This window comes from Janthinobacterium sp. FT14W (assembly GCF_009208755.1).
GTDB classification, from domain to species: domain Bacteria; phylum Pseudomonadota; class Gammaproteobacteria; order Burkholderiales; family Burkholderiaceae_D; genus Janthinobacterium; species Janthinobacterium violaceinigrum.
In genome coordinates, this window is the sequence record NZ_WFLL01000002.1 from 28,448 (window position 1) to 48,812 (window position 20,365).

Genomic DNA, 20,365 nt, shown 5'->3' on the forward strand with positions numbered 1-20,365 from the left:
GCATGGGACCTTTCTTCAAGCGCAAACAGTGGCATATGTGGTTCGCCTGCCTGGCGATACTGCTCAATGCGCTGTCGCCGTCCCTGTCGTATGCGTTTGCCTCGCTGCACGCGAATGCGAACAATGCCACCGTCGAGATCTGCTCGGCCAGCGGCGCCGTCTACACGCAAGCGGACCTGGCGCCGGCCGTCAAGTCCACCACCGGTTCCGTGCTGCACCACATCGAGCATTGCCCGTTCTGCATGAGCCATGCGGGCAGCGTGGGTTTGCCGCCATCGTCATCGCCGCCGCTGGCCGTCATCGGCGGCCACGACCACTATCCGCCCCTGTTCTACCAGGCGCCGCAAGCACCGTTCGCGTGGCTGGGCGCCAGCCCGCGCGGCCCGCCGCCGGCCTGAGCCTGCGGGCACCGCTGTTCCACCTGCCGCCTTGCGGCAGAGCATCCAACTGTATCCACTACGCCCATTGGGCCGGAAATACCATGAAACGTCGTTTATTCCTTCTCGCCGGCACGGCGGGATTGCTGACGCTTGCCGCTTGCGAGCCAGCACCGAAACCCCATTACAACGGCCTCGACCTGACGGGCGGCGATTACAAGCCCGATTTCAGTTTGAGCGGTCCCGACGGCAAGGTCTACACCCTGGCCGACTTCAAGGGCAAGTATGTGATGGTCTTCTTTGGCTTCACGCAATGCCCGGACGTCTGCCCGACAGCCCTGTCGCGCGCGCTGGAAATCCGCCAGAAGCTGGGCGCCGATGGGGACAAGCTGCAAGTGATCTTCATCAGCATCGACCCCGAGCGCGATACGCCCGAGTTGCTGGGCGAGTACATGCGCGCCTTCGACCCCAGTTTCCTGGGCTTGCGCACGGACCCGAAGAACACGGCGCAGACGGCCTTCAACTACAAGGTCTTCTACCGCCGCGTGCCCAGCGGCAGTTCGTACACGATGGACCACACGGCCATCAGCTATGTGCTCGATACCGAGGGGCGCATGCGCCTGGGCTTGAAGCACCAGTTGACGGGCGACGAGTGCGTGCAGGACATCAAGACCCTGATGAAATCGAAATACACCTTGTAACTCTCACGAAAGGATTGATCATGACCCATTTGAAAACCCTGCTGGCCACGGCCCTGACCGTGCTGTCCTTCTCCGCCATCGCACAAAGCAGCGTGCAGATCACCGACCCGTGGGTGCGCGCCACCGTGCCCCAGCAAAAAGCCACGGGCGCCTTCATGCAGATCACGGCGCCGAAAGCCATGCGCCTGCTGGAAGTGCGCTCGCCCGTGGCCGGCGTGGCGGAAATCCATGAAATGAGCATGGCGGACAATATGATGCGCATGCGCCAGGTCAAGGAAATCGCCTTGCCAGCAGGCAAAGCCGTGGAACTGAAACCGGGCGGCTACCACGTGATGCTGCTGGACCTCAAGGCACAGGTGAAGGCCGGCGACAAGATTCCGCTGACCCTGGTTGTCGAGGGCGAGGACAAGCACCGCGAAACCATCGAAGTCAATGCCGTGGCCCGTCCGCTGGGCGCCGCCTCGGCCCCGATGCCGGCCATGAAGCATTAAGCTGCCGATACGCCCATGAAAAGCCCGGTTCGCCGGGCTTTTTTGCGTCTGCCTGAAAATTAAACGACTGTTTGATATAATTCCATAAAGTTAAACGGCTGTTTAAACGATGGGAATGGCATGACAGAAGAAAAGAGAAGTGACCAGGAAACGGAACCGGCCCGCGCGCGCATTTTGCAGGCGGCGGCGGACCTGTTTGCCGACGAAGGTTACAGGCTCGCGTCCGTGCGCCGGATATGCGAAGCGGCCCACGTCAACGTGGCGATGGTCAATTATTACTTTCATAGCAAGGAAGAGCTGCACCTGGCCGCCTTCGACCATGCGCGCGCGCTGGCGCGGGCCTCGGCCGCCGACGTGGCCGCCGCCAGTGCGCGGGCGCAGCTGCCACCCGTGGAGCAGTTGCGCCTGGCCATCGAGGCGCTCGTGTCCGACATGCTGCGCTCGGGCCCCGCGTCGCTGTTCAGCCGCCTGGTGGCGCGTGAACTGATCGAACCCACGGCCGCCATTCACAAGCTGGCCGAACGCAATGTGCGCCCGCAGCATGCCTTGTTCACGGGCTTGATCCGTGACGTGGTGGGGCCGGCCATGCCGGCGGACGTGGTGCAGAAATGCGTGTTCAGCGTGATCGGCCAGGCCGTGTTCTATGCCCGTTCGCGCATCGTGCATGAACTGGTGGCGCCGGAAATCACGTATGACGAGGCCGGTATCGCCAGCATTGCGTGCCATGTGTCCCAATTCTCGCTGGCGGCCCTCGATGGCTTGCGTCGCCAGCATGCCGCGCAGGCGGGCGCATGAAGGCGCGCAAGCTGACCCTGGTGCTGGCAGGGCTGGCCATGCTGGGCCCGTTCGCCACCGATACGTTTCTTCCCTCGTTTCCCGCGATCGGCACGCATTTCGACGTCAGCAGCGTGCTGGTGCAGCAGACCCTGAGCGTCTACCTGGCCGCCTATGCCTTCATGACCTTGTTCTACGGCACCTTGTCCGACTCGTTCGGCCGCCGTCCCGTGATCCTGGCATCGTTGCTGATCTTTGCCGCCGGCTCCATCGGCGCCGCGTTTGCCCCCAGCTTTGGCTGGCTGCTGTTCTTCCGCGGCATGCAGGGTGCCTCGGCGGGGGCGGGCCGGGTGATCGGACAAGCCATCGTGCGCGACAGCCTGTCGGGCGCGGCCGCGCAAAAGATGCTGGCCAATATCATGATGGTGTTCGGCATCGCGCCTGCCATCGCCCCCATCATCGGCGGCTGGCTGCACGTGGCGTATGGCTGGCAATCCACGTTCGTGTTCACGTTTTCCGTCACCGTGCTGCTGTTGCTCGCCAGCCTGAAAGGCTTGCCGGAAAGTTTATCCGTCGAGCAACGCCAGCCTTTCCACCCTGGCAATATCGCGCGCAATTACTGGCTGGCATTGCGCCACCGGGCTTTCCAGTTGCGTTCGCTGGCCGTGGCTTTCGCCTTTGGCGGCTTCGCCCTGTACATCGCGTCGGCCCCGCATTTCATCCTGGAGCTGCTGCGCCTGCCGGAAACGGCGTTCGGCTGGATGTTCGTCCCCATGGTGGCTGGCCTGGTGGGCGGCTCGGCCCTGTCGGGCAGGCTTGCGCATGCGCTGAAAAGCACCGTGCTGGTGCGCTGGGGCTTGCTGGCCATGGCGGCCACGGGCGCGCTCAACATTGCATATAACCACTGGTTCGCGGCCAGCGTGCCGTTTGCCGTCGTGCCCGTGATGCTGTACGCGTTCGGCATGTCGCTGGCCTTGCCTGGCATGACCATGTCCACCTTGGACATCTTCCCGCAGATGCGGGGCCTGGCGGCATCGTTGCAAAACTTCGTGCAAATGCTGGTGTTTGCGCTGGTGTCCGGTTTTGTCGCACCGCTGTTGTTCGACAGCGCGTTCAAGCTGGCGCTGGGACAGGCCTCGGCCGTGGCGCTGGCCGCCGTGTTCTGGTGGCTGGGTACGCGCCAGAGGGTGGGGCAGGGCATCACCGGGGTTGTCAAAACAGCATGAGAGGCCCTGGAAAAGGATGGCATGCTTGCTGCTTTGTTACACTGTGACAATCAGACCCCCGCTGCGGGCAGCACGGCACGCGCGCGGGTCTAAGCAGTTTTGCAACTTTACCTTTGGCTATCATGCACTTGATTAACTCCAGTTTGAACCACGCCTTGCGCGTGCCGCTGGCTGCGGAAATCCATTCGCGGCCCTTCCTGCAGCTCGACGCCCCCGAGCTGATCACCCATCTGGCCGTCTACAAGGACGACAGCGCGGCGCCGGGCGCGTCGAATATGGCTGCCCAGCACGCCACTTTGGCGGCCCTGTGCACGCATTTCGGCGTCACCCCGCCCGCCGCCGAAGCCAAGTATTTTTATTACGACTTCGGCCGCTTCCGCCTGAAGTGGGAATGCCACACGGAATTTGCCACGTTTACCTTCGCCGAGCATCCTGGTGCCGCCTTGCCTTTGGCGCAGGCGTTCGAGCGCATGCCGCTGGCGCAGCTGCCGCAGCACTGGCTGCTGGGCTTGAAGGGCAAGCTGATGGTGGCTGCCCACGTGGTGCTGGAGCAGGCGAGCGAGCCGGCCGAGATCTTCATGCAGGGCTTGTCGCGCGTGTTCGAAGGCAATACCCTGGCGGGCAGCAAGGTGCTGCAGGGCGGTGAACTGTGGACGGATTTCACCATCCAGTCCGACGGCTTCAGCCGTTTCGTCATCCGCGACGCGGGCATGCGTTCGCAGCAGTCGGGCCGATTGGTGCAGCGCGTGCTGGAAATCGAAACCTACCGCATGATGGCTTTATTGGGCTTGCCCTACGCCATGCAGGCGGCGCCATCCTTGAATGCCATCGAGAATGAGCTGGCGACCCTGGCCGCCGCCATGGTCGACACGGATGACGCGCCGGGCCTGGTCAAGGCCGACGAGGGCGTGGCCGAACAAGCCTTGCTCGACCGCATCACGCGCCTGGCGGCCCGCATTGAAAAGCTGTCGCTCGACAATAGCTACCGCTTTTCCGCCTCGAAAGCCTACATGGGCCTCGTCAAGGCCCGCATCGACGAGTTGCGCGAAGTGCGCATCGAGGGCATACCCACGGTCGAGGAATTCATGGACCGCCGTTTGACGCCCGCCATGAATACCTGCGAAGCGATGGCCAGCCGCCAGGAAGCGATGGCGCAGCGCATTGCCAACACGAATGACTTGCTGCGCACGCGCGTGGGCATCGTGCAGGAATTGCAGAACCGGCAAATCCTGCAATCGATGAACGCCCGCGCCGCGCAGCAGCTGCGCTTGCAGCAGGCGGTGGAAGGCTTGTCCGTGGCCGCCATCTCGTATTACGTGATCGGCCTGTTCAGCTACACGGGCAAGGCGGCCAAGGTGATGGGGCTGCCCGTGAATCCGGAAATCCTCGTCGGCGCCCTGGTGCCGTTCGTGGCGGCGGCCGTGTGGCTGGGCTTGCGCCGCATGCACCACAAGCTGCACGCGGACTGAGCCGGGCAAGCACCTTGGCGGCGCGTACGCCGCGCGCCGCCAATCTTTGCTATCGTGCGGCCCTCACTATTCGATACAAGGAAATGACGTGCTTGCCAAGGTTGGAGATATTTACAGCGTGTTTTCGTCCAGGCTGCAGCAGTATGTGGCTTGCCAGGTCACGGCGATCGAGGACGACCCTTCGTCCGGCAGAACGCCGCTGGCCGCCATCCTGGAGCTGGACTGGACAGGCGACGCCTTGCCCGATGCCGCGGCCGTGCAGGCGATGCGCCCGCTGGTGTGCGATTACTATTTCTGGCAAAACCGCCACGACCACAGTTTCGTCGATGCCAGGGTGCCGCGGGCTTACACCTTGGTGGCGAATGCCGCGCCCCTGGTGGATACGCAAGTGAAGAGCTACAGCGGCGGCTGGCACGTGGGCGACAGCGTCTGGCGGCAGCGCCGCTGGGAGCAGGTCGACCCGGCCAGGCGCCAGCGTTTCAAGGCCGCATCGAGCGAGGAAGTGTGCATAGGCGGCCAGGCCTTGCGCCAGAATACGAGCCGCATCGGCGACAGCATCCTGCAGGCGCTCGGCGACCTGTCCGAACTGGACCAGCTGCCCTGCCTGACGGCGATCGAGACGCGCCACGGCAGCGCGGCGCTGGCTGAATATATCAACGGCAACCCGATCATCAGCGAAGTGCAGTGGCAGTCATCGACGGTGAGCGAACTCGACTTGAGCAACAGCAATGTCAGCCGCCTCATCGTGCATGCCGCAGGCTTGCAAGCGCTGCGCCTGAACGAGGGCTTGAGCACCCTGACACTGAATGGCGCGCCGTCGCCATCGCTGCGCATCGACGACCCGCATGCAGGGCGCTTCCTGCGCCTGCAGTGTGGCGGCGCCCTGGCGCCATTCCAGGGCCTCGATGAATTGACCCACCTGTCGCTGAGCGCCATGCCGGCCGTGGATTTCGACGTGGTGGCGCAGCGTTTTCCCGGGCTGACTGAGCTGACCGTCCGGGGCAAGCCGGGGCTGGCGTCGAACGTGGCCAGCATCGCCAGGCTGGCGCACCTGCAAGATTTCACCGCGTATGAATTGTTTGGCTACGGCCCTGACGACTTTCCCACTCCGGCGCAATTGCCGTCCTTGTCCAGCCTGTGCCTGGCCAGCCTGCCGGCCGATGCGGCCAAGGCCATCAAGTCCAGCTATAAAAAGGCGGCGGCGCTGGGTTTGAGCCTGTCGGTGACGCGGCCGCGCAAGCCCGAGTGGCTGGCGGAAAACCTGGACAATCCGTTCCGCGACTGGGATGGCCGCGAACACATTTCGGCCGCGTACGCCAAAAAGGCCGCGCAGGCGTATAAAAAGCTGCTGGCCACGGCGCGCGCCATCGATGCGGTCAAGGATGGCGCGGCCGCGCACGCCATCGCGCAGCAGATGGTCGCCGACTATGTCGCCGTGTTTAACCAGATCGAGCGGCGTTCCAGCATCATCGAGACGGTGGAGCGCGATGAAATCTATGTGGCGCTGGAGCAGGTGCTGACGCAAGCGCCGCTGCCCGATGTGGCGGCGCTATATGCCGTGTTCGACCGCCTGCGCGATTTCTAACGCTTTCTTTCGCTTTCTAGAAAAAAAGTTCTAGACAGAGAGTTCTAGACTGGGTATTCTAGCGGCATGCTGAAAAATACCTCCACTCCCCATCCCACGGCCGCCGAACTGGACCTGCTGCGCATCCTGTGGCAGCGCGGTCCGTCCGACGCCCGCGCCGTGTACGACGCCCTGGCCGCAGAGCGCGCCGACGCCAGCTACGCCACCGTGCTGCGCCAGCTGCAACTGATGCATGGCAAGGGCCTGCTGAGCCGCGATGAAAGCCAGCGGCCGCAGCTGTATGCCGCCGTCGAAGCGCAGGAAAAGCTGCAGACCAGCTTGCTCAAGGACTTGATCGGCAAGGTGTTTTCCGGTTCCGGCAAGGCCCTGGTGTTGACGGCGCTGCGCGAGCACGTGAGCGACGCGGAGCGCCTGGAAATTGAAAAGATCTTGCGCAGCAAGGACGGCAAGGCGCCATGAACCTGGACATGCACCTCGGCATCGATATGGGCAAGCTTGTCCCCGCGCTGGGCTGGGTCTTGCTGTATTTCGTCTGGCAGGGCGTGATCGTCGGCGCCGTCTCCGCTGTCCTGCTGCGGCTGCTGCGCCACGCCGGCGCGGGCCGGCGCTACGCCGTCTGCGCGCTGGCGCTGCTGCTGTGCCTGTGTATTCCCCTCGTGCACCTGCTGTCGCTGCTGTCGCACGCTACGCCCGCCCGCCTGGCGATGGAGGCGCCGCCCGCCTGGCGCGCCGCGCTGCAAGCGTGGATGCCGGCCCTGGTGCTGGCCTGGGGCGCCGGCGTTGGATTGATGAGCTTGCGCCTGTGCCTGGGCCTGGCCTGGGTCGGCAGGCTGCGCCGCCAGGCGGCGGCCGCACCGGCCATCTGGCAGGCGCGCGTCGATGCGCTGGCGCAGCGCATGGGCTTGCGCCGCAACCGCCAGGTGCCGCTGAAGCTGCACGCGGGCTTGTCCAGCCCCGTGACGGTGGGCTTCTGGCGTCCCGTCATCCTGCTGCCGGCCGCCTTGCTGAGCGGCATGCCCGTCGCCTTGCTGGAAGCGTTGCTGGCGCATGAACTGGCGCATGTGCGGCGCTGGGATTACCTGGTCAATCTGTTGCAAAGCGTGGCCGAGGCGCTGCTGTTTTTTCACCCCGTCGTCTGGTGGCTGTCGGCGCGCATGCGGGCCGAGCGGGAACAGGTGGCCGACGCCCTGGCGGCGCAAGCGCTGCAGGACCCGCAGCGGCTGGCCACGGCGCTGCATGCGCTGTCCCTGCACGCTGCCGCGCCCAGCCAGCCGGGCCTGCTGATGTCGGCCCGGGGCGGGGCCTTGCTGACGCGCATAGAACGCCTGGTGGCGCCCGGTCCCGACACGGGCGGCTGGAAGCTGGCCTTGCCTGCCTTGCTGCTGGCCTGCGCCACCCTGCTGCTGCAGGTGCAGGGCAAGCCCGCCGTCAACGGGGCGATCCTGGCCGATGCCGCCGCCGGCATGCTGGCCTTGCCCGTCAGCGCGAAACACATGCTGGTATTCGATGACGCCAGCGGCAAGGTGCTGATGGCGAAAGATGCGGATGCCGTCGTGCCCATCGCCTCGATCACCAAGCTGATGACGGCCATGGTGGTGCTGGACGCGGGCCTCGATCCTGATGAAAAGCTGCGCATCGTGCACGCGGACGGCGACTCGTCGATGCAGCGCCGCGGCGTGCTGGCCGATGGCGCGGCCGTGTCGCGCGGCGCGCTGTTGCAACTGGCGCTGCTGCCGTCCGAAAACCGGGCCGCCGCCGCGCTGGCGCGTACCTATCCCGGCGGCAGCGCGGCCTTTGCGCAGGCGCTGCAGGCGAAGATTCATCAGCTGGGATTGCGCCGCACCACCCTGACAGAGCCGGTCGGCAGCTCGCCCGCGAATACGTCCACGGCCACGGAAGTGGCGAAGATCGTGGCGGCGGCAGCGCGCTATCCGGACATAGCGCGCATCACCAGCCATCCGCGGGCCAGCGTGGCCGTCAATGGGCGGACGCGCACCTTGCACAACACCAATCCGCTGGTGGGCGGCAAGGGCTGGGACATCCTGCTGTCGAAGACGGGCAGCAGCAACGAGGCGGGCAGCTGCCTGACCATGCGCATGCGCAGCGGCGGCAAGCACGTCACCGTGGTGCTGCTGGACGCCGACGGCGCGCAGCGGCGCTCGCTCGACGCGGGCAATATCCGCGACACCCTGGCCGGCAGGACGGGCCAGATGTACTGATCCCCCTGGCGCGCCGCGTCGCGGCCGCCTTTCTTTTTACCCTCTGGAGAGAATGATGACACTATTGGCGAAGTTGATGCTGGCTACGGTTGCGACCATGGCGGCGGGCACGGTGCAGGCAAAGACGCCGGCACCGCTGCAGAATCCACCTGTCGATTGCGACAGTTGCAAGGAATGGAATGCGCCCGTCAAGCCGTTCAATATCTATGGCAATAGCTGGTACGTGGGCACGGCCGGCCTGTCCGCCGTGCTGGTGACCAGCCCGCAGGGCCATATCCTGCTGGACGGTGCGTTGCCGCAATCGGCGCCCCTGATCATCGCCAGCATCCAGGCGCTGGGCTTTCGCATCGAGGATGTGAAATACATCCTCAATTCCCACGCGCACTGGGACCATGCGGGCGGCATCGCGGCACTGCAACGGGCCAGCGGCGCCACCGTGGTGGCCAGCGCCTCGGGCGCCCTTGGCTTGCAAAGCGGTACCAATGGCAAGGACGATCCGCAGTACCAGGCCCATCCCGTCGTGCATGTGGCCAAGGTTGCCAAGGTCAAGGTGGTGGGCGAGGGCGATGCCGTGAAGGTGGGGCCGCTGGCCCTGACGGCCCACATGACGCCGGGCCATACGCCGGGCAGCACGACGTGGACCTGGACTTCGTGCGAAGGCGACCGCTGCCTGGACGTCGTGTATGCGGACAGCCTGAACCCGTATGCCAGCGGCGACTTCCGCTACACGGGCAAGGCTAAAGGCAAGGGAGGCACGCCCGACATTTCGGCCTCGTTCGAAGCGAGTATCGCCAAGGTGTCCGCCTTGCCATGCGACATCATCATCCCCGTGCATCCGGGCACGACGGACGTGCTGGGCAAGGCCGCCAGACGCAACGGCGCGGACAATCCCCTGATCGACGCTGGCGCCTGCCGCGCCTACGCTGCCGAAGCGGGCGGCTTGCTGGCCAAGCGCCTGGCGAAAGAGCGGGGCGAAACGCTGCCTGCCGAGGCCAAGGGCGCAGCGCACGCGCATTAAGCCGTTTTTACTGTGCCGCCTGCTGCTGTTTTTGCAGGCGCTTCAGGAACACCGTCATTTCCTTGACTGCTTGCAGGTCGCCTTGCTGCCGGGCCACCGTCATACCGGTGGTCCAGGCGGCCTGCGCTTCATCGGTCCGGCCCAGCTGGTGCAAGGCCTTGCCCAGCAGTTTCCAGGCGGCCGAGTAGCCGGCTTGCTGCACGGTGGCCTGCGCCAGGTGGATGGCCGCTTGCTCCGCATCATTGTCCTTCAGGCAGGCGTCGCCCAGGCCAAAGCGCAGTAGAGCGTTGTCGCGCCCGCTCGCCAGCAGTTTTTCCAGCTTTTCACGCATGCCCGGCTCTCCCATTTTTGCCTCCGTTAATATGCAAGTTAATTCTTGCATATTAACGCTTCCCGGCCCAGGAAACAAGCGGCCTTCAGTCCGCGACATCCACTACCAGCTTGCCGCGCGCGCTGCCGTCCAGCTGGGCCGCATGCGCGTCGCGCGCCGTGCGCAAGCTAAAACGGCGTGCCCGCATCTATCAGCTTGCTGGCTTCGCGCAAGATCGCGCCGTGGCGCGCGTGGCCCTGTCCGCTGACGCCGTGGCCGCCATGCGCAGGCGCGCCAGCTGCGTGCCGCCAAGGTGCAAGTGTCCGTGGATTTTCTGGCGCAGATCTTCCGCGCACCCTTTAATGAGAATTGATTATCAATTATAATGCAAGCCTATTGCATTGATTTGCGCCCTCGTCAGGAATTCCATGTCCGTGTCTTACCACCGCCCCGTTGCGCTTTTGCTTGCCGCCGCCTCGCCCCTGGTGTTGGCAGCCGACCCTGCCGACGGCAAGCCCGATGCGCAGGACGTTGTCACCGTCAAGGCCGAGCGCCAGCATTACCGCAGCCTGTCCGCCACGGGCGCCACCAAGACGGATGCCTTGCTGATGGATCTGCCGCAAAGCGTGCGCGTGTTGACGGGCGACCTGCTGCGCGACGCGGGCGTGACGACCTTGGCCGGCGCGCTGGACCTGGCCAGCGGCATTGCAAAACAAAGTCCGCTGGGCGGCCTGTGGGACAGCTACGCCATGCGCGGCTTCACGGGCGACCCGAATTTCGGCTCCGACTACATGGTCAACGGTTTCAGTTCCAGCCGCGGCTACAACGGCATGCGCGACAGCGGCAATACGCAGATCGTGGAAGTGCTGAAAGGCCCGGCGTCGGCCCTGTACGGCCGGGGCGAGCCGGGCGGCACGGTGAACATCACGACGAAAAAGCCGAAGTTCGCGCCCGCATACAGCGCCGACTTTTCACTGGGCAGTTTCCAGGCGCGCCGCGCCGCCGTGGAGTTGACGGGGCCCGTGAGCGGAACCGTCGCCTACCGCCTGAACGCGGCGCATGAAGAGGGGCACAGCTTCCGCGATGCCTTGAAGGTCGAGCGCAGCCTGTTTTCGCCTTCCTTCCTCTGGCTGCCGGGCGAGCACACGAGCGTATCGTATGAAATCGAAGCGGTGCAGCAGCGCGCGCCGTTCGACCGGGGCGTGGTGGCCGTCAACGGCCAGCTGGGGCCGTGCCCGTGTCGCGCTTCCTGGGCGAACCGGGCGACGGTCCCATGACGGTCAGGTCGCTGGGCCAGCAGCTGTTCATCCACCACGCGCTGTCGGACGACTGGACGCTGCAGGCGGGCGCTTCCTACCGCGACAGCGAATTGAAGGGTTTTTCGACCGAGGCGAACAAGCTGCTGGCCGATGGCCGCAGCCTGAACCGCCAGCGCCGCCACCGCAATTTTTCCGCCACCGACGTGTCGGCCCGCGTGGAGTTGCTGGGCAAGTTCAGGACGGGCACGCTGGCGCACGAGGTGCTGGCGGGCGTCGACGCCTATCATTTCGACGACCAGCGGGTGCAGCTGCGCCGCAATCCCTCGGCCGCGAATGCGTATGCCATCGATATTTTCAATCCCGTGTACGGCGGCAAGGCCGATCCCCTGGCCCTGTCCATCGACACGCAGGAAGGGCAACGGGCGCGCGGCCTGTATGTGCAGGACCAGCTGGACCTGGGCGCGCAATGGAAGGCCCTGGCCGGCGTGCGCCACGACACGTACACGCAGGACGTGAGGAACAATCGTTTGAACGTCAGCAACCGCCAGTCGCTGTCGGCCACCAGTCCGCGCGCGGGCCTCGTCTACCAGCCGTCGAAAGCGTGGTCCCTGTATGCGAGCGCGGCCAAAGGTTTCCGGCCCAACAGCGGTATCAGCATCGCCAACCAGGCATTCCCGGCCGAGCGCAGCCGCTCGTATGAGCTGGGCGCGAAGCTGGAAACGGGCAAGCTGACGGGCACCGTGGCCGTGTACGATATCCGCAAGCGCAATGTGCTGTCGACCAATCCCGTCAACACGGACTTCGCCATCGCGGCGGGCGAGGTGGGCAGCCGGGGCCTGGAACTGGACGTCTCGGGCGAAGTGGCGCGCGGCTTGCGCGTTTCGGGCGCCTATGCCTACACCAACGCCACCGTCACGCGCGGCGACGCGACGATCATGACGGGCAGCCGCTTTGCCAACGTGCCGCGTCACAGCGCCAACCTGCTGGCCACGCAGCAGATGGCGCTGGGCACGGGCACGGCCAGCGTGGGCGGCGGCGTGCAGTACGTGGGCGAGCGCCTGGGCGACGTCGCCGTCAGCAGCAGCTTTACCCTGCCGGCCTACACGACGGCCAGGTTGCTGGCCTCGTATACGCCCGACGCCAGACTGCGCCTGGCCCTGAACGTGGAAAACCTGTTCAACCGCAGCTACTATGCCAGTTCCTACAGCCCATTGTGGGTGGCGCCGGGGGCCGAGCGTACGCTCACCTTGAATGCGCACTACCGTTTTTAAGCTATCGCCATGACATCGACTTCCTCTACACCCCTGCGCGCGCGCATTGCCGTCATCGACGTCATGCGCGGCCTCGTCATGCTGATCATGCTCTTCGACCATGTGCGCGAAACCGTCTTCCTGCACCATCAGGTCGGCGACCCGATGGATGCGGCCGGTGTCGATCCGGCCCTGTTCTTCACGCGCCTGGCGGCCCACGTGTGCGCGCCCATGTTCGTCTTCCTGACGGGCTTGTCGGCCTGGCTGTATGCGCATCCGGCCGCCGGCCCCCGCAGTGCGGCCGGTTTCCTGTTCAAGCGGGGCTTGCTGCTGGTGCTGCTGGAATTGATATTCGTCAACTTTGCCTGGAGCGGCGCGTTTCCGCCCGCCGTGCTGTACTTGCAGGTGATCTGGGTCATCGGCCTGGCCATGATGGCGCTGGCCGTGCTGCACCGGCTGCCGTTGAACGTGCTGGCGCTGCTGGGCGTGGCGATCATCGCGGGCCAGCATCTGCTCACCGGCTTGCGCGCGGAACCGGGCAGCCTGGCCTATTATGTGCTGACGGTGCTGCTGCAACGCGGGTATCTGGTAGCCGATGGCGCCATGAAGATCAAGGTCAGCTACCCGCTGCTGCCGTGGATAGGCGTGATCGTGCTCGGCTATGCGGCCGGGCCCCTGTATGCGCGCAGCCGCTCACCGGAAGGACGGCGCCGCCTGCTGCTGGCGCTGGGCAGCGGCAGCTTGCTGCTGCTGGCCGTGCTGCGCGGCTTCAATCTCTATGGCGAAACCCTGCCGTGGGTGGCGGGCGAGACGGCCTTGCGCACGGCCATTAGCGTGCTGAACTTTACCAAGTATCCGCCGTCGCTGGATTTCCTGCTGTTCACCCTGGGCCTGGGCTTGCTGGGCCTGGCCTGGCTGGAAAGCATCGACAACTGGTTTACGCGGGCTTGCGCCACGTTCGGCGGCGCGCCCATGTTTTACTATCTGCTGCACCTGTACTTGCTGCTGGCCATCGGCCTGGCCCTGACGGCCGTGCTGGGCGCCAACCACGGCGGCCGCTACGGCGTCGAGCATGTCTGGCAAGTGTGGCTGATCGCGCTGGCCCTGATGCCCGTGCTGTACTTTCCCTGCCGCACGTTTGCCCATTACAAGCGCGCGTCGCAGCAGGCGTGGGTGCGCTATTTCTAGGCCCGCTTATTTACAGTAGAGTCGGTCGATACTGTGCGACGACGCCAGGTAATGCCGTGTCTGCCAAGCAATCGCCACGCGGTAGGCGCACGGCGGGTCGAGCGCCACGTTGACGGGGAAGCCGCCATTGTTGCCCGATAAGTGAGGGCCGCCCGCGCCGCCGCGGAACAGATAGTTGCTGGGCGGCGGAGGCGGCGTGAAACTGGCGGCCGGCAGCGGTGGCGGCGGGTGCTGGATGCCGTTGTTGTTGGAAATCGTGATATTAAAGAAGCGCAAATGCGGATGGTCTATCGTGTACAGGATATGCACGAGGCCGCCCGCGATGGGGTTGCAGGCATTGCTGCGCAACTCTTCCAAGTCCAGCGCCACGATGACGGGCGAGTTGTCGAAGACGATGGAGTCGAGCCCGTCCGTGGCCAGCAGCGCCAGGGTGGTACCATCGCGCACCTCGAAACCGAGGCGGTAGCGGCGTATGGGTTCGCTCTCGGCCGCCGTCAGGCTGCGGCCCGCGTCGAGGATGGGCAAGCCGCCCGGCAGCTTGGCCGGATGCAGGCTGGTGATGGCGGGCGTATTCACGGTGAGCAAATCGAAGGTGCGCAGGAAGATGTTGGGCGCCACGTTGACGACGGCCGTCGTGCCGTCGCGCATGTCCACGGTGACGGGCTTGCCGTCGACGCGTATCCAGCCGCCCGGTTTCAGGTCGCCCGCGTCGACGATCACCTGTGCCGAGTCGCTCAAGCCCAGTCCATTCGTGTAAAACACATAGCCGACGAGGGTGCCGAGTAGTTGCGTCAGCGGCGCCAGGCTGGCCGGCGCCACCGTGGGCAGGGCCGTGGGGTCGTCGCTGCCGCCGGGCCAGGACCATTCGCCGATGAGGAAACGGTACTCGAGCGGATTGGCGGGAATGGCGCTGTTGCGCAGCGGGCAATTGCCCTTCAGGGTGACGCCGCCGGCAAACACATATGAAGCACCGGGGCCGCCCGCATAGCCTTGCGGGGAAAAGCCCGCCAGCGACGGAAACGGGTGGATGTCGAACACTTCCACCTGCTGCCAATGGGGCACGCCTTCCACATCGGGCGGCAGGACGTCTTTCGAGCACAATTCCACGCAGAAGCAGTGGCCCACGTTTTCCCGGCCCGGCTGGCGGCCGTCGGCCTGCGTTTCCGACACGATGGTGACGCTGCCCAGCTGCACCGTGAAATATACGTCGGGGCCGCTGGCGAATTCCACGTTGATGAACGGTGAAAACGGCGTCAAGGTGAAGTCCGACGTCAGGTAATCGATGCGGAAGCGCCCGCTGGCATCCGTCACCGCGTCGCCCAGCGCATCGTCCTGCAGCCAGTCCGCGTCGAATGCATGCACGGTGGCGCCGGCGATCGGCGTGTGCGGCGCGTCGCAGGTGCGCAGGCGGCCGCAGATGGTCCAGGCGTCGAAGCGGGCGCGCACGAGGCACCAGAATCGCTGCGGCAGGCAATAGTCCCAGACGGCGAGGAAATTATTGTCGACTTGGCGCCAGCGGGGCTGCACGGTGGTGATGGAAAACTGCAGGGGCACGGGGTCTTTCGACCCCGGCTTCAGGTGGGGCACGGTGGGGCACAGCACGTCCACTTCCACGGCCTCGCCCTGGTACCGCTCCTGTTCGCCCAGGGTAAAACTGTAGTTGCCGTCGTCGTCCGTACGCGCTTCGGCCAGCAGGAACGGCGCTTTCGCCTGCACCTCCTCGTCCGTGAGGATGGCGAAGGTTTCCTTGGCGCTGGCCACGGCCAGCGCCGTGACGTTTTGCGATTCGCGCGGCCGGTACAGGCGCACGGTGACGTGGGATAAGGCTTCAGGACACTCGGCACAGATCAAGCCGCACAGCTTGCCTCGCAGGATGTAGGCCATGATGGCTCCCTTGCTGATGTGGAAGGCGCACCGCTCACAGTGGCGGCGCTGTTACCAAGCTAGCAAATGGATCGCCGATAGGCTTGATCTGGCTTAAACCTGCTGTCTATTTAATCAGCGCCAGTACCTCCCGAAAACGCGGGTGCTTGCAGTCGCGCAACCATTCAAAGGCCAGCATCTCCACCGTCACCAGCTGCGCGCCCAGCCTGTCCAGGCGGGCCAGGGCCGCGTCGCGGCTGGCCGCCTGGCGCGAACCGACGGCGTCGATGGCGATGCTCACTGCGTAACCCAGTTCCAGCAGGCCGATGGCCGTCTGCAGCATGCAGACATGGGCTTCGCAGCCCGTGACGACGATCTGTCTGCGCCCGGGCGGCAGGATGGCCTGCAAGCCGTCAAAACAGGCGCCGAAGTGCGTCTTGTGCAAGGTGCGTTCGCACAGGGCGGCGATTTCTTCCACGTTCGGCCCCAGTCCCTGGCGGTTCTGTTCCGTGCCCAGCACGGGCACGTCGAGCAGGCGGGCGATCCTGGCCAGGCGCAGGTTCTGTGCCAGCACCAGGCCCGCATCGTGAATGGCCGGCATCAAGCGGCCCTGCAGGTCGACTATCACCAGTACGGCCTGGTTTGCATCCATCAGCATGGCATCTCCTTTGATCGGTATGTGGCGACAGTGTAGCGCGCTGCCGCGTGCTCAGGCGGGCCAGCTGGGCGTGGCCGTCTCGCCCATCAGGTAGGCGTGATTGAGGTCGATGGCCGTGCGCAGGTAGTTCCACAGGGCGCTGACCCGGGCGATGTTGCGCCGCTCGCTGGGCGAGATCATCCAGAAGGCGCGCAGCAGGTCGATCTCGCCGTCGAGCACGGGCAGCAGTTCGTTCGACTGCTGGGCCACGAAGCAGGGCAGGATGGCCAGCGCCTGGCCCGCGCGCGCCGCGTGGTACTGAGCGATCACGCTGGTGCTGCGGAACGCGCGCAGCGAGTCGGGCGCCACATTGTCCATGTAGCGCAGCTCCGCGCTGAAGACCAGGTCGTCCACGTAGCCGATGATGGGGTGCTGCGCCAGCTGCGCCACGCTGGTGATGGGCGCGTGGCGGGCCAGGTAGGCTGGCGTGGCGTACAGTTTCAGCCGGTAGTCGGACAGCTTGGTCACCACATACGGTCCGGACAGGGGGCGCTCGATGGAAATGGCCACGTCCGCCTCGCGCTTGGACAGGCTGACGAAGCGGGGCACGGCGATCAGGTCCACGCTGATGTGCGGGTACCTGCCGCAGAACTGCGCCAGGTGGGGCGCCAGCACGATGGCGCCGAAGCCTTCCGTGGCGCCCAGGCGCACCTGGCCCGACAGCAGGCGGTTGTGTTCGCCCAGCTCCTCGGTGGCGGCAAACACCGTGCTTTCCATCGTTTCCGCGTATTCCATCAGGCGGTGGCCTTCGGGCGTCAGCTGGTAGCCCACGTAATTGCGGTCGAACAGCTGCGTGCCCACCTGCTCCTCGAACTTGCGCATGCGCCGCGACACGGTGGAATGGTCGATGCCCAGCTTTTTCGCCGCATCGACGAGACCGGCGCTGCGCGTCAGTTCCAGGAAGACCCGTACATTGTCCCAATCGAGCACTTTGTTCTCCTTGTGCGTTTTTGCAAAGGAATTATGCATTAATTTCACTTGAGTGCATATTTTTACACATGCAGAATGCAGATATACATATAAGAAAAACCTTTACCCCTCAGGAGACACCGCATGAAAAAGACCGTTCTGGCCATGGGCGCGCTGGCGCTTTCCCTGTCTTTCACCGGCGCGCACGCGCAGATTTCCGATGGCGTCGTCAAGATCGGCATCCTGACCGACATGTCCGGCCCGTATTCGGCCATGGGCGGGCGCGGCTCTGTCGTCGCCAGCCAGATGGCCGTCGAGGATTGCCTGAAGGCCGAATGCAAGGGCATGAAGATCGAAATCCTGTCGGCCGACCACTTGAACAAGGCCGACATCGCCGCCTCCAAGGCGCGCGAATGGATAGACCGCGACAAGGTCGACGCCATCGCCGACCTCACCAACTCGTCCGTGGCCCTGTCCGTGCAAAAGCTGATGAAGGAGAAGGGCGGCATCGCCATGTTCAGCGGCCCCGCCACGGGACGCCTGACCAATGAGGACTGCTCGCCGAACGGCTTCCACTGGATGTTCGACACGTATTCGCAGGCGGCCGGCACGGCGGCGGCCTTGACCAAGCTGGGGCAGAAATCCTGGTACTTCGTCACCGTCGATTATGCGTTCGGCCATTCGCTGGAAAAGGATGCCAGCGATGTCGTCAAGCGCAATGGCGGCACCGTGCTGGGCGCCGTGCGCCATCCGCTCAACGCATCCGACTTTTCGTCCTTCCTGGTGCAGGCGCAGGGTTCGAAGGCGCAGGTGATCGGCCTGGCCAATGGCGGCGCCGACACGGTGTCGGCCATCAAGCAGGCGCGCGAATTTCGCATCGGCAGCGGCAAGGACCAGCGCCTGGCCGCCTTGCTGGTGTTCCTCTCCGACGTGCATGCGCTGGGCCTGGACACGGCCCAGGGCCTCGTCTACGCGGACGGCTTTTACTGGGATTACGATGACCGCAGCCGCGCGTTCGCCAAGCGCTTCGAGGCCCTCAACAAGGGCGCCAAGCCGACCATGGTGCAGGCGGGCGTGTATTCCAGCGTCTACCACTACCTGAAATCGGTGGCGGCCGCAAAGAGCGACGACTCGAAGGTCGTCGCCCAGAAGATGCGCGAACTGCCTATCAAGGACGCCGTCATGAACAATGCCTCGATCCGCCCCGACGGCCGCGTGATCCACGACATGTATCTGGTGCAGGTGAAGACCCCGGCCGAATCGAAGGGCGCGTGGGACTACCTGAAGGTGCTGTCCACCATCCCCGCCGACCAGGCCTTCAAGCCCATGGATGCGGCAGCGTGCAACCTGGTCAAGAAGTAATTCAAGATAAACCCGAAGGGCAAATACCGGGGGCGGACCCTCAGGGGGGATTTCCCCCAATGGGGAAAATCCCGATTCCGAAGGAACTGACCCCAGATTTCCGCTGCTGTGACGCGACTTTCGCGTATCGAATTATTGGAGCCTTACATGAACCAAGCCCTCACCCAAGTCCCAACCGTCCCCCTGCACATCGGCGGCAAGCACCACGCATCAAACAGCACCGAATGGCGCGACGTCGTCAATCCGGCCACGCAGGAAATCGTCGCCAGGGTGCCGTTTTCCACGCCCGATGAAGTGAAGCTGGCCGTTGCCACGGCCAAGGAAGCGTTCAAGACTTGGCGCAATACGCCGCTGGCGGCGCGCATGCGCATCATGCTCAAGTACCAGCACCTGATCCGCGAAAACATAGGCTCCCTGGCCGAACTGATCACGCGCGAACATGGCAAGACCCTGCCCGACGCGGAAGGGGAGGTGATGCGCGGCCTGGAAGTGGTGGAGCACGCGTGCTCGATCGCCACCCTGCAGCTGGGCGAGATCGCGGAAAACGCGGCCAATGGCGTCGATGTCTACAATATCTACCAGCCGCTGGGCGTGGGCGCCGGCATCACGGCATTCAACTTCCCCGTCATGCTGCCGTGTTTCATGTTCCCCATCGCTATCGCCTGCGGCAATACCTTCGTGCTGAAACCGTCGGAACAGGACCCGTCCTCGAGCATGTACCTGGTCGAGCTGATGTACCAGGCGGGCTTGCCGGCCGGCGTGCTGAACGTCGTGCATGGCGGCGCCGACGTCGTCAACATGCTGTGCGACCATCCCGACATCAAGGCCGTGTCCTTCATCGGCTCCACCCACGTGGGCACGCATGTGTACCGCCGCGCCAGCGAAGCGGGCAAGCGCGCGCAATCGATGATGGGCGCGAAAAACCATTGCGTGGTGCTGGCCGACGCCAACAAGGAGCAGGCGATCAATAACCTGATCGGCGCCGCGTTCGGCGCGGCCGGCCAGCGCTGCATGGCCAATTCCGTCGTCGTGCTGGTGGGCGAGGCGCGTTCCTGGCTGCCGGAAATCGTCGCCCGCTCGCAGGCCCTGAAAGTGGGGCCTGGCAGCGACCGCGAGGCGGACCTGGGGCCGATGGTCTCGAAAGCAGCCATGCAGCGCGCGGAAAAGCTGATCCAGGCGGGCGTGGACGAAGGCGCGCAGCTGCTGCTCGATGGCCGCGGCCACAAGGTGGCCGGTTACGAAGGCGGCAACTTCATGGGACCGACGATTTTCTCCAAGGTGCAGGCCTCGAACTCCGTCTACACGCAGGAAATCTTCGGCCCCGCCATGTGCGTGGTGGAGACGGACACCCTGGACCAGGCCATCGCCTTCATCAACGCCAACCCGAACGGCAACGGCACCTCGATCTTCACGTCGTCCGGCTGGGCGGGACGCAAGTTCCAGAACGAGATCGACGTGGGGCAGGTGGGCATCAACGTGGCCATCCCCGTGCCCGTCGCCTATTTCAGCTTCACGGGGTCGCGCGCGTCGAAACTGGGAGACTTGGGCCCGAACGGCAAGCAGGCCCTGTACTTCTGGACGCAGACCAAGACCGTCACGGCGCGCTGGTTCGCCCCGGACGATGGCGGCAGCGGCGTCAACACCACCATTGCGATGAAATAAGGGGC

19 protein-coding genes are annotated in these 20,365 nt (G+C 64.9%); 15 read left to right on the top strand and 4 right to left on the bottom strand.

What is annotated here, in order from left to right; translation table 11 throughout:
- The first annotated feature begins 2 nt into the window (after nt 1-2).
- The 10 genes from GCN74_RS02325 to bla all read left to right on the top strand — a co-directional run bounded on the left by GCN74_RS02325 (nt 3) and on the right by bla (nt 9,860).
- Complete coding sequence (locus tag GCN74_RS02325; RefSeq protein WP_226938828.1) at nt 3-398, top strand: DUF2946 domain-containing protein; 396 nt, start codon at nt 3-5, stop codon at nt 396-398.
- Nucleotides 399-481: 83 nt separating this feature from the next.
- Complete coding sequence (locus tag GCN74_RS02330; protein WP_152255181.1) at nt 482-1,078, top strand: SCO family protein; 597 nt, start codon at nt 482-484, stop codon at nt 1,076-1,078.
- A gap of 20 nt (nt 1,079-1,098) precedes the next feature.
- Entirely contained in the window at nt 1,099-1,569 is a 471-nt protein-coding gene (locus GCN74_RS02335; RefSeq protein WP_152255182.1) for a copper chaperone PCu(A)C, read from the top strand.
- 120 nt (nt 1,570-1,689) lie between these two features.
- Nucleotides 1,690-2,364 carry a CerR family C-terminal domain-containing protein gene (locus tag GCN74_RS02340; RefSeq protein ID WP_152255183.1) on the top strand — a complete coding sequence of 225 codons (675 nt, stop codon included), beginning with the start codon at nt 1,690-1,692 and terminating at the stop codon, nt 2,362-2,364.
- Entirely contained in the window at nt 2,361-3,569 is a 1,209-nt protein-coding gene (locus GCN74_RS02345) for a multidrug effflux MFS transporter (RefSeq protein ID WP_152255184.1), read from the top strand. The genes GCN74_RS02340 and GCN74_RS02345 overlap by 4 nt, the downstream gene beginning before the upstream one ends.
- Nucleotides 3,570-3,691: 122 nt before the next feature.
- Complete coding sequence (locus GCN74_RS02350) at nt 3,692-5,038, top strand: DUF3422 family protein (protein ID WP_152255185.1); 1,347 nt, start codon at nt 3,692-3,694, stop codon at nt 5,036-5,038.
- 88 nt (nt 5,039-5,126) lie between these two features.
- Entirely contained in the window at nt 5,127-6,623 is a 1,497-nt protein-coding gene (locus GCN74_RS02355; RefSeq protein ID WP_152255186.1) for a hypothetical protein, read from the top strand.
- A gap of 66 nt (nt 6,624-6,689) precedes the next feature.
- Entirely contained in the window at nt 6,690-7,082 is a 393-nt protein-coding gene (locus tag GCN74_RS02360; protein ID WP_152252364.1) for a BlaI/MecI/CopY family transcriptional regulator, read from the top strand.
- Nucleotides 7,079-8,842, top strand: a complete 1,764-nt coding sequence (locus GCN74_RS02365) for a M56 family metallopeptidase (RefSeq protein ID WP_152255187.1) — start codon at nt 7,079-7,081, stop codon at nt 8,840-8,842. Before GCN74_RS02360 ends, GCN74_RS02365 begins: the two co-directional genes overlap by 4 nt.
- 76 nt (nt 8,843-8,918) lie before the next feature.
- A complete protein-coding gene (bla, locus tag GCN74_RS02370) occupies nt 8,919-9,860 on the top strand; it encodes a subclass B3 metallo-beta-lactamase (protein WP_226938829.1) in 942 nt (313 codons plus the stop codon).
- Nucleotides 9,861-9,867: 7 nt separating this feature from the next.
- Here the strand turns inward: bla and GCN74_RS02375 are convergent, their stop codons facing one another.
- Nucleotides 9,868-10,191: a hypothetical protein gene (locus tag GCN74_RS02375; RefSeq protein ID WP_152255188.1), complete on the bottom strand. Its 324-nt coding sequence runs from the start codon at nt 10,189-10,191 to the stop codon at nt 9,868-9,870.
- Between the two features lie 407 nt (nt 10,192-10,598).
- On the opposite strand from GCN74_RS02375, the gene GCN74_RS29145 reads away from it, so the two are divergent.
- The 3 genes from GCN74_RS29145 to GCN74_RS02385 are packed head-to-tail and all read left to right on the top strand — an operon-like array spanning nt 10,599 to nt 13,867.
- Complete coding sequence (locus GCN74_RS29145) at nt 10,599-11,447, top strand: TonB-dependent siderophore receptor (protein WP_226938830.1); 849 nt, start codon at nt 10,599-10,601, stop codon at nt 11,445-11,447.
- Nucleotides 11,408-12,700: a TonB-dependent siderophore receptor gene (locus GCN74_RS29150; protein WP_226938831.1), complete on the top strand. Its 1,293-nt coding sequence runs from the start codon at nt 11,408-11,410 to the stop codon at nt 12,698-12,700. The genes GCN74_RS29145 and GCN74_RS29150 overlap by 40 nt, the downstream gene beginning before the upstream one ends.
- 9 nt (nt 12,701-12,709) lie before the next feature.
- Nucleotides 12,710-13,867 (top strand): DUF1624 domain-containing protein, encoded by a 1,158-nt coding sequence (locus GCN74_RS02385; RefSeq protein WP_193316938.1) that lies wholly within the window; start codon nt 12,710-12,712, stop codon nt 13,865-13,867.
- A gap of 6 nt (nt 13,868-13,873) precedes the next feature.
- Here GCN74_RS02385 and GCN74_RS02390 read toward each other — a convergent pair whose 3' ends face one another.
- From GCN74_RS02390 to GCN74_RS02400, 3 genes are all read right to left on the bottom strand, one after another.
- Nucleotides 13,874-15,751 (bottom strand): hypothetical protein, encoded by a 1,878-nt coding sequence (locus GCN74_RS02390; RefSeq protein WP_152255190.1) that lies wholly within the window; start codon nt 15,749-15,751, stop codon nt 13,874-13,876.
- Nucleotides 15,752-15,857: 106 nt separating this feature from the next.
- Nucleotides 15,858-16,388, bottom strand: a complete 531-nt coding sequence (locus tag GCN74_RS02395; protein WP_152255191.1) for an isochorismatase family protein — start codon at nt 16,386-16,388, stop codon at nt 15,858-15,860.
- Nucleotides 16,389-16,439: 51 nt separating this feature from the next.
- Nucleotides 16,440-17,357 carry a LysR family transcriptional regulator gene (locus GCN74_RS02400; RefSeq protein ID WP_152255377.1) on the bottom strand — a complete coding sequence of 306 codons (918 nt, stop codon included), beginning with the start codon at nt 17,355-17,357 and terminating at the stop codon, nt 16,440-16,442.
- 144 nt (nt 17,358-17,501) lie between these two features.
- Between GCN74_RS02400 and GCN74_RS02405 the strand changes: the two genes are divergently transcribed.
- Nucleotides 17,502-18,698, top strand: coding sequence for an ABC transporter substrate-binding protein (locus GCN74_RS02405; RefSeq protein ID WP_413541521.1), 1,197 nt, complete (start codon nt 17,502-17,504; stop codon nt 18,696-18,698).
- 147 nt (nt 18,699-18,845) lie between these two features.
- Nucleotides 18,846-20,360: a CoA-acylating methylmalonate-semialdehyde dehydrogenase gene (locus tag GCN74_RS02410; RefSeq protein ID WP_152255193.1), complete on the top strand. Its 1,515-nt coding sequence runs from the start codon at nt 18,846-18,848 to the stop codon at nt 20,358-20,360.
- Nucleotides 20,361-20,365: the final 5 nt, after the last annotated feature.